The sequence below is a fragment of the Enterobacter sp. BWH52 genome (genome assembly GCF_001037565.1).
GTDB classification, from domain to species: domain Bacteria; phylum Pseudomonadota; class Gammaproteobacteria; order Enterobacterales; family Enterobacteriaceae; genus Enterobacter; species Enterobacter hormaechei_C.
Genome location: NZ_KQ089854.1, coordinates 779989 through 795139, shown reverse-complemented (window position 1 = coordinate 795139; position 15151 = coordinate 779989). Strand labels below are relative to the sequence as shown.

Below are 15151 nucleotides of genomic sequence, written 5' to 3'. Positions count from 1 at the left end.
TGTTTTTTAGTGAAATGGAAAGAGTAAACAATGCAGCAGTTACAGAACGTTATTGAGTCCGCTTTTGAGCGTCGCGCCGACATCACTCCGGCAAATGTGGATACCGTGACCCGTGAAGCGGTAAACCAGGTTATTTCCCTGCTGGATTCCGGCGCGCTGCGCGTGGCAGAAAAAATCGACGGTCAGTGGGTTACTCATCAATGGCTGAAGAAAGCTGTGCTGCTCTCTTTCCGCATCAACGATAACCAGGTTATCGACGGAGCAGAAAGCCGCTACTTCGATAAAGTGCCAATGAAATTTGCGGATTACGACGAAGCGCGCTTCCAGAAAGAGGGCTTCCGCGTAGTACCACCGGCAGCCGTTCGTCAGGGGGCATTCATCGCACGCAACACCGTGCTGATGCCATCCTACGTGAACATCGGCGCCTACGTTGACGAAGGCACCATGGTGGACACCTGGGCTACCGTCGGCTCCTGCGCGCAGATCGGTAAAAACGTTCACCTGTCCGGCGGCGTGGGCATCGGTGGCGTTCTTGAGCCACTTCAGGCTAACCCAACCATCATCGAAGACAACTGCTTCATCGGCGCACGTTCCGAAGTGGTTGAGGGCGTGATCGTCGAAGAAGGTTCTGTGATCTCCATGGGCGTGTACATTGGCCAGAGCACCCGTATTTACGATCGCGAAACCGGTGAAATTCACTACGGCCGCGTTCCAGCCGGTTCCGTTGTGGTTTCCGGCAACCTGCCGTCTAAAGATGGCAAATACAGCCTGTATTGCGCGGTCATCGTGAAAAAAGTGGACGCGAAAACGCGCGGTAAAGTAGGCATCAATGAACTGCTGCGCACCATCGATTAATCGGGTATAACAAAAAGCGGGGGCAACCCCGCTTTTTTTATATCCGAAGGTGGCGAAAATAGATTTTTTCGTTAATTATTCATAGGTTATGTTGAGATCAAGGGTACCGCTATGTACGATAATCTGAAAAGTCTGGGCATTACCAATCCTGATGAAATTGATCGTTATAGTCTTCGCCAGGAAGCCAATAACGATATTTTGAAAATCTATTTTCACAAGGACAAAGGAGAGTTCTTCGCCAAAAGCGTGAAGTTTAAATACCCTCGCCAGCGTAAGACCGTTGTCGCTGACGGTATCGGTCAGGGATATAAAGAAGTACAGGAAATCAGCCCTAACCTGCGCTACGTGATCGACGAACTCGATCAAATCTGCCAGCGCGATCGCAGCGAAGTCGATCTGAAACGTAAGATCCTTGACGACCTGCGTCACCTGGAAAGCGTAGTCACCAATAAGATCAGCGAGATTGAAGCGGATCTTGAGAAATTGACGCGGAAATAAGTTATTCCGGTGCGGTCTGATGCCCTCACCCCGGCCCTCTCCCACAGGGAGAGGGTGAAAACCGTACACAACCTTATCTCTGCTCATCCAGCTGCAACGCCACATACAGCAGTAGCCGGTCGTCAAAATTCCCTAAATCCAGCCCCGTCAGTTCCGAGATCCGGTTAAGCCGATACTCCAGCGTATTACGGTGAATAAACAGCGCTTTTGACGTTGCCAGCGGCTGCACGTTATGCCGGAACCACGCCTGCAACGTGCGGCGCAGCAGCCCGTTGTTGTCCATCGCTTTCAGACGCACCAGCGGGCGCGCCAGCTCGTTGGCCTGCCAGCCACCGCGCAGGCTGTCGAGCAGGACCGGCAGCATCAGATCCTGATAGAAATAACTGCGGCTCTCCGGCATGCGCTGTTTACCCACCATCATGGTGGTGCGCGCCGTTCGCCATGAACGGGCGATACTCCCCGGCCCGGTAAAGTAATTTCCCAGCGCGACGCGAAAACGGAGCTGTCCGTTCTCCTTCATGCGCTCGATGAGCAGCTCAACGCGGCGACGATGATCTTCCGCGTCCCAGCGGCCAAACTGATTAAGCGCAGGCTTGAGCACCACCATTTCCGTTAAAGAGACGATTGCCACCAGGTTGTTACGCTCCGGCGTCGCCAGCATGTTTTGCAGCTGCTGTAGCTCCACCATGGCGCTGTCCACGCCAAGCTGGCCGCTATCCACCTCAATAACGGCAACCACGCGCGGCTGATTCAGGTCGATACCCAGACGCTGCGCCCACTCGCTCAGGGCAGGCGTATGCTCCTCCGCCTGAATCAAATTCATCACCAGCTCTTCGCGCAGGCGGCTGTCCTGGGCGAGCAGGTGCATCAGACGCGACTGCTCCAGCATCATCTCCGCCGTCATGCAGACCAGCTCACCGTATTTACGCAGCGATTCAGGATCGCCGGTCAGACCGATAACGCCAACAATCTCTCCTTCCAGACGCAGCGGCAGGTTGATCCCCTGACGAACCCCGTGCAGATGTTTCGCCACGGCGTCATCGATGCCGACCACGCGCCCCTGAGAGAGCACCAGCAACGCCCCTTCGTGCAATTCCCCAATACGCTCACGATCGCCGCTGCCGATAATGCGCCCACGGGCATCCATTACGTTGATATTGGTATCAATGATGCGCATGGTTCGCGCCACGATATCCTGCGCCATTTTGGTATCAAGATGCCAGCCAGCCATAAAACCCTCCCGTGAGCAGAGCTCAAGCATAGGGAAGTTCAGCTAAGGCTGCATTGTGCAGATGCCCAAAGGCAGAGAGAGATGTATGGAGTTGTGGGAAAGGTCACAGAAACGAGAAAGCCCCTGCGAACAGGGGCTTAAGATGATTACTGCATCAGGAGATAAATAGAAGTATCACCACGCTGAATATTCAGTGCCAGCACGGACGGCTTGCTGTCGAGAATTTTGCGCAGTTCAGCGATGTTTTTCACCGGCTGCTGGTTAGCGCCCATGATCACATCACCTTTTTTCAGGCCGATACGGGCAGCAGGTGAGTTTGCTTTCACGTTGTTCACCACCACGCCTTTATCTGCCCCTTTGTTGCTCATCTCAGCACCTTCAATACCGCTGAAGATGGTGCTGGAATCCACCTGATTCTGACTGCTCTGTTGCAGTTCCAGGCTCACGTTAACCGGCTTACCTTCACGCAGCAGGCCGAGGGTCACTTTACTGCCGATTGGCATAGAACCCACTTCCGCACGCAGGGCGGCAAAGCTGCTGATCGGTTTACCGTTCAGCGAAGTGATCACGTCACCCGCTTTAATGCCGGCTTTCGCCGCCGAGGAGTTCGGCATGACCTGGCTTACGAATGCGCCGCGCTGAGCGTCTACTTTCATTGCTTTCGCCAGCTCGGAGTTCAGCTCGGTACCCATGATACCCAGCTCACCGCGTTTCACCTGTCCATATTGCACCATCTGCGCAGTCAGGTTTTTCACCATGTTGCTCGGGATAGCAAAGCCGATACCGATGTTGCCACCGTCCGGTGCCAGGATAGCGGTGTTGATACCGATCAGTTCACCATTCAGGTTAACCAGCGCACCGCCGGAGTTACCACGGTTAATGGCCGCATCCGTCTGGATGAAGTTTTCATAGTTTTCCGCATTCAGGCCGCTACGTCCCAGCGCCGAGACGATACCCGAGGTCACGGTTTCGCCCAGACCAAACGGGTTACCGATGGCGACGGTGTAGTCACCCACGCGCAGCGCGTCAGAGTCGGCAAGCTTAATCGCCGTCAGGTTCTTCGGATCCTGGATTTGAATCAGCGCGATATCGGAACGCGGGTCTTTACCGACCACTTTAGCATCGAATTTACGGCCATCGCTCATCTGCACCTTAATGGTGTTAGCATTATCTACCACGTGGTTATTGGTCACCACGTAGCCTTTGGCTGCATCAATAATCACGCCCGAGCCGAGTGCCATGAATTTCTGCTGCTGGCCGCCGCCCATGCCGTCATCCCCTGCACCGCCGCCCTGACAGAACGGGGAGCTCTGAAATGGCGAACCGTCCTGGCAGAACGGCGAATTGTCGCCGAAGAACTGCTGGAAATTACGCGGCATACGCGGCGTATTGACGGTTGTGCTGCCCTCAACGTTAATACTCACCACCGATGGCATCACTTTTTCGAGCATCGGGGCCAGGCTTGGCATCTGCTGCGCAGTCGCTGCCGAGGAAGCTGTCTCGGCCGCCATCGCCAGAGGGGACAGCGCTAAACCTAAACTCAGAGCCAGTGCACTCATTGCTAATGTGGTTTTTTTCATGTTTCTCAATCTCGATTTACCAGATAACGCAAAATTGCTGTGTAACTCAGATTCGTTTTATACCGCTTAGTTCCGGGATTAAGTTTATGGAAAAAGTAAAAATTTATTGGTCGTCTTTACAAAACTCATGGCTTATTCAACGGCCATAAGCTTGCGGTATTCATCCCAGGCATACAAATCTGTCATCCCGCTGATATAGTCCTGGATAAGACGACAGCGATAATAATATTCCATGACTGGCCATTGGGAAGAATGACGATCTATTTTACTGACGGCTTCAATGTATGCCAGCCGGTGGCGCGTTGAAAGCTTCTGATAGAGACGAGATTCAATCGGCAGGTGGCGAACACGTTCATTTTCGACCAGCTCGCTAAACTCATCGACCGTCAGCTGGAGCAGCGGGCCATAAATCTCCAGCAACCCGCTGATAACCCGGTATCCTTGCAGCTCCAGCTGCTCGACATCCGGGTGGCTGAAAACATGGCGGACAGCCACGTTTTTATATAATTCAAGAAGCTGGCTAAAACTGCTCTCATCTTCCAGCAGGGCGTGATTAAATTCCCCGCTAAATATCATCGGCAAATTATCAATGAAACGGGCGGCTGCATACGGCACCAGTTTATTCAGCGTGTTTACTCGCAAATACATAAAGAACTGATCTTCGGTACTGCGGCTCAGCGAATTTGAACGCGATTTATCCCAGGCATTCTCGACGACCTGTGCAAACAGAGAACCTTTTTCATGCTCTCCCCAGGCATCATGAAGATGCTGATACAGCTCCTCGACGCTGAATATTCTTTTTTCCACCGCGTCTTCCAGATCGGCCACGCAATAAGAAATGTCATCAGCCGCTTCCATAATCCATGTCAATGGAAAACGGCCATTGGGGGTCAGAGACAGTTCTTTACGCAACCGCGCGATATATGCTTCTTCCGATAAGTAATAGCCCGGTTTTTTCATCAGGTAGCTATGCGTGGCGGGCGTTTCTCCGGTCCACCACGCGGGACGCGTGTATTTAAGAATACAGCCCACCTGGGCCCAGGTCAGATTCATCCGCATCAGGGAGTGCACCAAACGGATCCCCTGCGCGTTACCTTCGAAATGACACAGATCCTGGCGCACCTTACGGCGCAGATCGTTCAGGCTATCTTCACCTTCACGCAGGCGTAAATCGCGTACCACACAGCGGTCATCGCTGAGCGGCTGGCTTATGGCATCAGAGGGAAAAAGCCGCTGTTTAAACCAGTCATTGATGGCGGCCTCGCCGAAATGACCAAAGGGAGGATTGCCGATATCGTGCATCAGGCAGGCCATCTCAACGATGCTTTCGAACGGGCCGGTCAGTTCATCCAGTCCGTAGGTTTCCAGCAGACGTTGCTCTTTAAGGCGGCTGAGGATCTCTTTCGCAATGTAGCGCCCCACCTGCTGCACTTCCATGGAGTGCGTTAACCGCGTACGCACCGCGGCGTTACGCTCCAGCGGGAACACCTGGGTTTTTTGCTGTAACCGGCGGATGGCGGGCGAATTGATGATGCGTCCGCGATCGCTTTCAAAAATGCGCAGGATCTCATGTTCGCTCTTATCGCCCTGTGGCGAACGGAAACGTCGGTGCCAGTTAATTTTGGTGCGAAAATCGATTGGTGCCATGTGCTCCCCCGCGTGAGAATGCGTTTCCCCTTAACCGCATGATAGACTATGCATCTTAACAAGGCACATCGCGAGTAAATCTATGAAAATCGGCATTATTGGTGCAATGGAAGAAGAAGTTACGCTGCTGCGTGACAAAATTGAGAACCGTCAGACCCTCTCCCTCGGTGGCTGTGAGATCTACACCGGCCAGCTGAACGGTGTTGACGTGGCTCTGCTGAAATCAGGCATCGGTAAAGTTGCAGCGGCACTGGGCGCGACCCTGCTGCTTGAGCGCTGCAAGCCTGACGTTATCATTAATACAGGTTCTGCGGGCGGTCTGGCGCCGACGCTGAAAGTGGGCGATATCGTGGTTTCCGACGAAGCGCGTTACCACGATGCAGACGTCACCGCATTCGGCTACGAATATGGTCAGCTTCCGGGCTGCCCGGCCGGGTTTAAAGCGGATGATAAGCTGATTGCCGCCGCTGAAAGCTGCATCAACGAGCTGAACCTCAATGCGGTGCGTGGCCTGATCGTCAGCGGCGATGCCTTTATCAACGGCTCTGTTGGTCTGGCGAAAATCCGTCATAACTTCCCGCAGGCTGTGGCCGTCGAGATGGAAGCCACGGCCATTGCGCACGTTTGCCATAACTTCAGCGTGCCGTTCGTGGTCGTTCGCGCGATCTCTGACGTAGCGGACCAGCAGTCCCACATCAGCTTCGACGAGTTCCTGGCCGTTGCGGCCAAGCAGTCCACCGTGATGGTGGAAACCCTGGTGCAGAAACTGGCGCGTGGGTAAGGTGTCATTCAGGGCGCTGGTCGCCCTGCTTCTGTTCGCTCCGGCCTGGCTCATCGCCGCGCCGCGGGTGATCACACTCTCCCCTGCCAATACGGAACTGGCTTTTGCCGCCGGGATCACGCCCGTTGCGGTGAGCAGCTTTTCCGATTATCCACCGCAGGCCGCCCAAATCGAACAGGTTGCCACCTGGCAGGGAATGAATCTGGAACGCATCGTTGCGCTAAAGCCCGATCTGGTACTCGCCTGGCGCGGCGGTAATGCCGAACGGCAGGTAAACCAGCTCTCTTCGCTGGGAATAACGGTTAAATGGGTGGACGCGGTGAGCATCGAACAGGTGGCGCAAACCCTCCGTGACCTCGCGCCCTTCAGCCCTACCCCCCAACGCGCCGGACAGGCTGCACAGCAGATGCTCAACGACTATGCCGCGCTAAAAGCCCGATACGGCACGCAACCGAAACAACGCGTTTTTCTGCAATTTGGCAGCCAGCCGCTGTTCACTACCGGGAAAGGTTCGATCCAGAACCAGGTGCTTGAAACCTGTGGAGGTGAAAATATCTTTGCCGAAAGCCGGGTCCCCTGGCCCCAGGTCAGTCGTGAGCAGGTTCTGGCGCGACAACCGCAGGCCATTGTGGTGGTCGGAAATGCGAGCGAGATTCCTAAAATAGAACAATTCTGGCATCGGCAGCTTAAAATTCCGGTCATCGCACTCAACAGCGACTGGTTTGAACGCGCCAGCCCGCGTATTATCCTCGCCGCAAAACAACTCTGCGCCGAACTGGCAGAGGGTCACTCAAACAGATAAATACCCCCTTCGAGGATTTAACGATGCTCGTGTATTGGCTGGATATTCTTGGCACAGCCGTTTTTGCTATCTCCGGCGTTTTGCTTGCCGGAAAACTACGCATGGATCCTTTTGGCGTACTGGTGCTCGGCGTCGTTACGGCGGTGGGAGGCGGAACGATCCGCGATATGGCGCTGGCAAATGGCCCGGTATTTTGGGTAAAAGATCCCACGGATCTGGTGGTGGCGATGGTCACCTGCCTGTTAACCATCGTGCTGGTTCGTCAGCCTCGCAGACTGCCAAAATGGATATTACCGGTGCTGGATGCTGTCGGTCTGGCGGTCTTTGTGGGAATAGGCGTGAACAAAGCCTTTATTGCCGGGACTGGCCCGCTGGTGGCGATCTGTATGGGCGTGTTAACCGGCGTGGGCGGAGGGATTATTCGCGACATACTGGCGCGAGAAGTCCCGATGATCCTGCGAACGGAAATCTACGCGACGGCCTGTATCATCGGGGGGATTGTTCACGCCACGGCGTATTACACTTTTGCTGTCCCGCTGGAAAACGCGGCGATGCTGGGGATGGTGGTCACGCTGGTGATCCGTTTAGCGGCGATACGCTGGCACCTGAAGCTGCCGACCTTTGCACTGGATGAAAATTCAAGATAGGTATCGTTTATAAGCCCGGTAGCGCTTCGCTTACCGGGCCTACAATTTGCATTCAGTTTTAAATACTGAATGAAGAACCACACCCGCAGGTGCTGGTCGCATTCGGGTTAGTCACCACAAAGCGCGAACCTTCCAGACCTTCAGTGTAGTCCACTGAACCGCCCACCAGATATTGCAGGCTCATCGGATCAACCACCAGCGCGACGCCCTGTTTCTCGATAGTCATATCACCATCGTTAACCTGGTCGTCAAAGGTAAAACCATACTGGAAGCCACTACAGCCGCCGCCGGTAATATAAACACGCAGTTTCAGATCCGGATTGTCCTCGTCGGCAATCAGGGTTTTCACTTTTTTCGCTGCTGCTTCGGTAAATTCCAGCGGCAACGCTACGTCATCACTCATCTTATGCTCCCATGAATACTGCGACTGCTATTGGGCAAAAATCACCCAATTCTTTTTGTCATTATCTAATACCCTGGTAATTCATTCAAGTATTCTGCTTCAGGGCCTGTTCAGCTTCCTGTTTCGCCAGGGTACGGGCAAGAATGGTGGAGTATAGCGGTTTTCCACCCAGGAATTGGGCTAATAGTGTCGCGCCGAGACAGGTAATGATCATTGGCAAAATGAGCTGGTAATTGTCGGTCATTTCCAGCACCAGTACGATCCCGGTAAGCGGCGCGCGCAGGGAGGCCGCCAGCAGCGCCCCCATTCCCGCCACCGCAAACGTCCCCGCGTCCAGATGATAGGCCGGGAAGCCAACCGCTGCCGCCATGCCAAACGCCGTGCCCAGCAGCGTTCCCAGCGCCAGCATCGGGGCAAATATGCCGCCCGGTGCGCCGGAGGAGAAGCACAGCACGGTCGTGATAACCCGCGAGATAAACATAAACAGCAGCAGCCCCACGCTGAAATTCCCCGCCGCGGCAATGGGAATCAGCCCGAAACCGCCGCCCGCCGCGTTCGGTTCGATAAAGCCGAGGATCCCGCACACGCCGCCAAGCAGGCCCCCCACCAGCACCCATTTCGTGGTATTTCCGCCATGGATGCGCTGAAACATATCCTGAGCCCGTAAAATCAGGGTGTTAAAAAGCGGGCCAACGACGCCAAAAATCATCCCAAGAACCAGATACAGCCACAAAGTATTGACCGGCGCATTGGTTAGCTTGCCAACTTCAATCACCGCCCCTTCGCCATTAAAGACGCGAAAGACAATGCTCGACATAATCACGCCGGTAAACACCGCTTTAATGGAGATCAGGTTGTAGCGGAACTGGGCGCGCATCTCTTCAATGATAAACAGGATACCCGCCAGCGGCGCGTTAAACGCCGCAGACAGCCCCGCCGCCGCCCCCGTCGCCAGCAACGTATGCCGTGCTTCGGCGCTGCGCATACGGAACAGATCGCCGACCATGCGCCCGACGTTACCGCCCAGCTGTACCGTTGGCCCTTCCCGACCGAGCACCATGCCCGCCCCGAGCGTTCCCATCCCGCCGATAAATTTCACAGGAAGTACCCGCCACCAGCGAACCGGGCGTAGCTCCTCCAGCGCCCCTTCAATTTCCGGGATCCCCGAGCCGCCCGCTTCGGGTGCGAATTTACGTACCAGGAAATAGCCCACCATGGCAAACAGGGCCGAAAGGCCAAAGGCCCACACCCAGACCAGCCATTCCCGATCCGCAAAGCTGGCGACGGTGCCTATGCGCCAGTTGAGCACCGCGTTGACGGCTTTTTCAAACGCGACGCCCACGAGACCGGCCAGCGTGCCCACAACGGCAGCTGCCAGCAGAATGGCCAACGGGGTTTTGTCACGGTTGAGCAGCCGCCGGATGCTGACCCGGCGCTTCGCGCGCGTAAACTGCTGTTGTTCAAAAGACGGAGTGTTCTCGTTCATTACCTGTTCTGTTTCGTCATACAAATGGCCGCAGGGATTTTACCAGAGACAGTCCCCTCGTCCCCTGAAAAATACTTAACAATTGTTAAGCCCTTTACGGGGCAAAAATTTTATAACCTCATCCGGATCACTTAGAATAGTCTCCTTAACTTATTTCTACGAACCAGGAACGACGCCATGAGCAAGTCTGAAAACCTCTACAGCGCAGCCCGCGAGCTTATCCCAGGCGGCGTAAACTCACCGGTGCGCGCCTTTACCGGCGTGGGTGGCACCCCGCTGTTTATCGAACGTGCGGATGGCGCATATCTGTATGATGTGGATGGTAAAGCCTATGTCGATTACGTCGGCTCCTGGGGCCCGATGGTACTGGGCCACAACCACCCGGCGATCCGCAACGCGGTGATTGAAGCCGCTCAGCGCGGCCTGAGCTTCGGTGCGCCAACCGAGATGGAAGTCAAAATGGCGGAGCTGGTCACCGAGCTGGTGCCGACAATGGACATGGTACGTATGGTGAACTCCGGTACGGAAGCGACCATGAGCGCCATCCGTCTGGCGCGCGGCTTTACCGGCCGTGACAAGATTATCAAGTTCGAAGGCTGTTACCATGGCCACGCCGACTGCCTGCTGGTAAAAGCCGGTTCCGGCGCGCTGACGCTCGGTCAGCCTAACTCTCCGGGCGTGCCGGCTGACTTCGCAAAACACACCCTCACCTGCACCTATAACGATCTGGACACCGTTCGCGCGGCGTTCGAGCAGTATCCGCAGGAGATCGCCTGCATTATCGTTGAGCCAGTTGCGGGCAACATGAACTGTATCCCACCGCAGCCGGATTTCCTGCCGGGCCTGCGCGCGCTGTGCGATGAGTTCGGCGCGCTGCTGATCATCGACGAAGTGATGACCGGTTTCCGCGTCGCACTGGCGGGGGCGCAGTCATACTACGGCGTCGAGCCGGATCTGACCTGCCTCGGCAAGATCATTGGCGGCGGCATGCCTGTCGGCGCGTTTGGCGGCCGTAAGGACGTAATGGACGCGCTGGCGCCAACCGGTCCGGTTTACCAGGCGGGTACGCTCTCCGGTAACCCGATTGCGATGGCGGCGGGCTTTGCCTGTCTGACCGAAGTGGCGCAGCCGGGCATCCACCAAACCCTGACGGACCGGACGACGCAGCTGGCAAACGGTCTGCTGGAAGCCGCAGAAGACGCGGGTATTCCGCTGGTGGTAAACCACGTCGGCGGGATGTTCGGGATTTTCTTCACCGAGGCGAAAACCGTGACCTGCTATCAGGACGTGGTGAAATGCGACGTGGAACGCTTCAAACGCTTCTTCCACCTGATGATGGAAGAAGGCGTGTATCTGGCCCCGTCAGCGTTTGAAGCGGGCTTTATGTCCGTGGCACACAGCGAAGAAGATATCAATAACACCATCGACGCAGCGCGTAAGGTGTTTGCGAAGCTGTAAAATGTGCGGCTTGATGCCCTCACCCCAGCCCTCTCCTACAGGGAGAGGGAGCAAACGCTAAAACGGCAATCTAAGGATTGCCGTTTACTTTTATTACCGACTCTGCTTTCTCAACAGATATATAAAGTACGGCGCGCCGATAAAGGTCGACAGCAGGCCCGCCGGGATCTGATACGGGAACAGCACCATCCTTCCGCACCAGTCAGCAAAGACCAGGATCGCCCCGCCCGTCAGCGCAGAGATCACGATATGTGGCAAAGTCCTGCGGAAGCCCATCATACGGGCGATATGCGGCGCCATTAATCCGACAAAACTGAGCGGGCCGATAGTCATGGTGGCCGTCGCCGTCAGGCACGCGGCCAGCAGCAACAGGGCGATGCGCGTTGGCGTCAGCGCCACCCCGACCGCGCGAGCGGTATCCCCACCCAACGGCAGAATGGTCATCCAGCGGCGGCACAGCGGCACAATCGCCAGCAGCACGATCATCACAATCCCGGTATGCACCACCTGACTGCCGGTGGCGTTGTATGTTGAACCGGAAATCCAGGTCAGGATCTGCGCCATGCGCGGATCGCCGCTCGCCTGCAACATCATCAGCAGCATAGTAAACGCGGTGCTGAGCGCCATCCCGGCCAGCAGCATGCGGTGAGGTGAGAAACCACCTCGCCCGGAGGCGATCAGGATAATCATCAGCGTGACTGCCGCACCGATACTCCCGGCAGGCATCAGCCAGCCGAAGGCATTTCCCGGCACGAGGAACAACATCAACACTACGCCAAACGCGGCGCCGGAACTGATGCCCAGGACTTCCGGGCTTGCCATCGGGTTGCCGGTGAGACGCTGGATAATACAGCCCGCCACCGCCAGCATGACGCCCGCAATCAGCGCGGAGAAGATCCGTGGCCAGCGCCACTGCATGAGTTCATGCAACAAATCCCCCGTCGCCCAGTGCCAGCCCGTGGCGTCGCGTCCCAGCGAGAGTGCGGCAAACGAGGCGATAACCAGCACTGCCAGTCCGGCAAGGCTGAACCACACCACCGACTGACGCTCAGCATGTACTTTATCGCCGGCATCCATTGCCGGGGCGCTAATGCTGCGCAGGCGCGGCAAGAGCCACAGCAGCAGCGGCGCACCGATCAGGGCCGTCACCGAGCCCGTGGAAACTTCCATCCAGACGCGCGCCAGCCAGAGAATGAGCTGATCGGAAAGCCAGAGGATCAGCGCACCAATCAGCGGCGCCAGCATCAGGCGCGCCAGCAGACGGCGTGCGCCGAGCATTTTTGCCAGCAGCGGCGCAAACAGGCCGATAAAGCCGATGATGCCGACGGCGTTAACCAGTAACGCGCTGAGCACAATCGCCAGGGTCAGGGCCGCCAGACGCGCCAGCGACAGCGCCAGCCCGAGATTGCGCGCCACGCCGTCGTCCAGGCCCATCAGCGTGAGCGGACGCAGCAGCAGCAGTGTCAGCACCACGCCGCCAAACAGCTGCGGCCACAGGCGCTGGACGATACTCCAGTCGGTCTGGGTGAGCGTGCCGGTACTCCACATAAACATGCTTTGCAACTGGTCGTGGTGAAACAGCACCAGCAGCTGGTTGATCGCCCCACAGTAGAGGCTGACGACCAGCCCCGCGAGGATCAGCGTGACCGGCGAGAGACGTTTTCCCCAGGCCACGCCAAAGACCAGCGCACCGACCACGCATGCGCCTGCCAGCGCGGCAAACTGCGAGGTTAACGCTCCCGGCAGGGTCCAGAGAGTGGTGATGGTGATCCCCAACTGAGCCCCCGTCGCCACGCCCAGCGTGGTCGGCTCCGCCAGCGGGTTACGTAGCACCTGCTGAAACAGTACGCCCACCAGTCCCAGTCCCGCCCCGACCAGCAGGGAGATAGCCAGACGCGGCAGCAGGCTGTAGTGGAACAGCATTTGCTGAATATTATCGATATCCGGTGCGGCAAACGCGGCTGCCCACTGATCGCGCGGCAACGCCGTGGTCAGGTTAAAGCCGGTTAACGCCAGGGCAGCCAGAAAAATGATTGCTAACAGTAACATCGGGAAACGGGCCATACGCGTGCTCATGCCTTGCCTCCCAGTGCATTGTCCAGCACGCGGGCAAAATGCATGGCCGACAGCGTCGCGCCGTAGAACCATACCGCTGGCGCGCGCAGGAAGCGCTGCTCGCGGACGAACGGCATTGCCTGCCAGAGCGGAGTCGCCATCAGGGTTTGCATCTCGCGCTCATTGCCGTGGTCAAAGCACAGCACGTCCACATCACGAAACGCCGCCAGACGGTCAATCCCCACGGCGGTACTGCCCCAGAACGTCATCTCGCCTTCCCAGGCATTGCGAATGCCAAAGCTGTCGAGCACTTCCTGGAACAGACAGTTATTTCCAAAGACCAGCATATGGCGGGCATCCAGCAGGGTCACCATCAGCAAAGGCCGATCGCCACGGTGGGCAAAGCGCGGCTTAAGGGAATCAATCAGCGCATCAAATTCATCGAGGTGTTTTTTCGCCTGAGCCTCACGGTTGAGGAACTGCGCCATCTCGTGGATGGAATTTTTTGCCATGGTCAGCGGCTTTTTACCGTCGCTAAAGGAAAAGCCCCGTCCGGGCGCAATCTTCGCCATGGTCTCTTCCGACGGACCATACCCCGCAGACCAGAATAAATAAGACGGTTTCATCTGGGTGAGAAGCTCAAGGTTCGGCTCCGTACGCAGACCGATGTCGATGACGGAGTCCGGCAGTTTTGGCTCATTCACCCACAGGGTGTAGTTGGGAATATCGGCCACACCGTAAGGCGTCACGCCCATCGCCATCATCAGTTCAACGGGCAACCACTCCAGCGCCACGATGCGGTGCGGATCGATAGCGGCAGCGCGGGCCGGGCCCATCTTTAACAGCAGCGGTGAGAGCGCCATGGCCGTCAGCAGGCGACGGCGGCTAATGAAAGTTGAATCCAGCATCAGTAGACAAAGCTCACGGGTGCAGCCCCGGCCGGGTGAGGCAGGATGCCCATAGGAATACCGTAGATATGTTCCAGCGTTTCGCTACGCATCAGTTCGGCAGGCGTACCCTGAGCGATCATTTCACCGCCGCGCAGCGCTACCAGATAGTCGCAATAGCGTGCCGCCATGTTGATATCATGCAGAACGGCAATCACCGTCAGGCCGCGCTGCTGACTTAAGCGATGCACCAGCGCCAGGACGTCAACCTGATGAGCAATATCCAGCGCCGACGTGGGTTCGTCGAGCAGCAGGCAGCGGCTGTCCTGCGCCACCAGCATTGCGATCCATGCGCGCTGACGCTCGCCACCGGACAGGCTATCCACCAGACGGTGCGCCAGCGGTTTTAATCCCACCAGCGCGATCGCCTCTTCCACTTTCTCTCTGTCAGCAACGCCAAAACGCCCGAGCGCACCGTGCCACGGATAACGTCCAATCGCCACCAGCTCGCGCACCGTCATCCCCTCCGCCTGCGGCAACTGCTGCGGCAGATAGGCCACCTTGCGGGCAAAGGCCTTACTGCTCCAGCTCGCCAGCGGCTGGTCATCCAGCAAAATGTCGCCCTCGGACGGTGGCTGATGACGGCCCAGCATCTTCAGCAGCGTCGATTTACCGGAACCATTGTGCCCGATTAAACCGGTCACTTTACCTGCGGGAAACGTCAAAGAGAGCGGATGCAGCAAGGTGCGCCCGGGTACGCGAAAGGAGAGATTATTGAGCGTGAAGGTGGAGTCGGATTGCGTTTTGTTATCCTGCATGTC

14 protein-coding genes are annotated in these 15151 nt (G+C 56.9%); 6 read left to right on the top strand and 8 right to left on the bottom strand.

The genetic code is table 11. The features are described from left to right. Window positions 1-30 precede the first annotated feature (30 nt). Together dapD and SK47_RS03710 are read left to right on the top strand one after the other, a co-directional pair. Window positions 31-855 (top strand): 2,3,4,5-tetrahydropyridine-2,6-dicarboxylate N-succinyltransferase, encoded by an 825-nt coding sequence (gene dapD / locus SK47_RS03715; protein ID WP_003856214.1) that lies wholly within the window; start codon window positions 31-33, stop codon window positions 853-855. Between the two features lie 111 nt (window positions 856-966). Next, window positions 967-1353 (top strand): DUF3461 family protein, encoded by a 387-nt coding sequence (locus SK47_RS03710; protein WP_003856216.1) that lies wholly within the window; start codon window positions 967-969, stop codon window positions 1351-1353. Between the two features lie 73 nt (window positions 1354-1426). On the opposite strand, the gene SK47_RS03705 is transcribed toward SK47_RS03710, so the two are convergent. The 3 genes from SK47_RS03705 to dgt form a co-directional block, all read right to left on the bottom strand. After that, entirely contained in the window at window positions 1427-2584 is a 1158-nt protein-coding gene (locus tag SK47_RS03705; RefSeq protein WP_048243521.1) for a CdaR family transcriptional regulator, read from the bottom strand. A gap of 146 nt (window positions 2585-2730) precedes the next feature. Continuing rightward, a complete protein-coding gene (gene degP, locus SK47_RS03700) occupies window positions 2731-4164 on the bottom strand; it encodes a serine endoprotease DegP (protein ID WP_023303104.1) in 1434 nt (477 codons plus the stop codon). A gap of 132 nt (window positions 4165-4296) precedes the next feature. Continuing rightward, a complete protein-coding gene (dgt, locus tag SK47_RS03695; protein WP_048243519.1) occupies window positions 4297-5811 on the bottom strand; it encodes a dGTPase in 1515 nt (504 codons plus the stop codon). Between the two features lie 82 nt (window positions 5812-5893). Here dgt and mtnN point away from each other — a divergent pair, with 82 nt between their 5' ends. Genes mtnN through SK47_RS03680 form a run of 3 tightly spaced genes read left to right on the top strand, consistent with a single transcriptional unit; the run spans window position 5894 to window position 8041 of the window. Then, a complete protein-coding gene (gene mtnN, locus SK47_RS03690) occupies window positions 5894-6592 on the top strand; it encodes a 5'-methylthioadenosine/S-adenosylhomocysteine nucleosidase (protein ID WP_003856223.1) in 699 nt (232 codons plus the stop codon). After that, window positions 6585-7394, top strand: coding sequence for a vitamin B12 ABC transporter substrate-binding protein BtuF (gene btuF / locus SK47_RS03685; protein WP_023324176.1), 810 nt, complete (start codon window positions 6585-6587; stop codon window positions 7392-7394). The genes mtnN and btuF overlap by 8 nt, the downstream gene beginning before the upstream one ends. Window positions 7395-7417: 23 nt before the next feature. Continuing rightward, entirely contained in the window at window positions 7418-8041 is a 624-nt protein-coding gene (locus tag SK47_RS03680) for a TRIC cation channel family protein (protein WP_003856227.1), read from the top strand. Window positions 8042-8099: 58 nt separating this feature from the next. On the opposite strand, the gene erpA is transcribed toward SK47_RS03680, so the two are convergent. After that, window positions 8100-8444, bottom strand: coding sequence for an iron-sulfur cluster insertion protein ErpA (gene erpA / locus SK47_RS03675; RefSeq protein WP_003856230.1), 345 nt, complete (start codon window positions 8442-8444; stop codon window positions 8100-8102). An 85-nt stretch (window positions 8445-8529) separates the two neighbouring features. Then, entirely contained in the window at window positions 8530-9930 is a 1401-nt protein-coding gene (gene clcA, locus SK47_RS03670; RefSeq protein WP_032608537.1) for a H(+)/Cl(-) exchange transporter ClcA, read from the bottom strand. Window positions 9931-10107: 177 nt separating this feature from the next. Between clcA and hemL the strand changes: the two genes are divergently transcribed. Continuing rightward, window positions 10108-11388 carry a glutamate-1-semialdehyde 2,1-aminomutase gene (hemL, locus tag SK47_RS03665; RefSeq protein ID WP_047054315.1) on the top strand — a complete coding sequence of 427 codons (1281 nt, stop codon included), beginning with the start codon at window positions 10108-10110 and terminating at the stop codon, window positions 11386-11388. Window positions 11389-11481: 93 nt separating this feature from the next. Here the strand turns inward: hemL and fhuB are convergent, their stop codons facing one another. Genes fhuB through fhuC form a run of 3 tightly spaced genes read right to left on the bottom strand, consistent with a single transcriptional unit; the run spans window position 11482 to window position 15148 of the window. Beyond that, entirely contained in the window at window positions 11482-13464 is a 1983-nt protein-coding gene (fhuB, locus tag SK47_RS03660) for a Fe(3+)-hydroxamate ABC transporter permease FhuB (protein WP_047054317.1), read from the bottom strand. Beyond that, window positions 13461-14351: a Fe(3+)-hydroxamate ABC transporter substrate-binding protein FhuD gene (gene fhuD, locus SK47_RS03655; RefSeq protein WP_047054318.1), complete on the bottom strand. Its 891-nt coding sequence runs from the start codon at window positions 14349-14351 to the stop codon at window positions 13461-13463. The genes fhuB and fhuD overlap by 4 nt, the downstream gene beginning before the upstream one ends. Continuing rightward, the gene (gene fhuC / locus SK47_RS03650; protein WP_003856242.1) at window positions 14351-15148 is read right to left on the bottom strand and encodes a Fe3+-hydroxamate ABC transporter ATP-binding protein FhuC; all 798 of its coding nucleotides are present in this window, start codon (window positions 15146-15148) and stop codon (window positions 14351-14353) included. The genes fhuD and fhuC overlap by 1 nt, the downstream gene beginning before the upstream one ends. Between the last annotated feature and the right edge of the window lie 3 nt (window positions 15149-15151).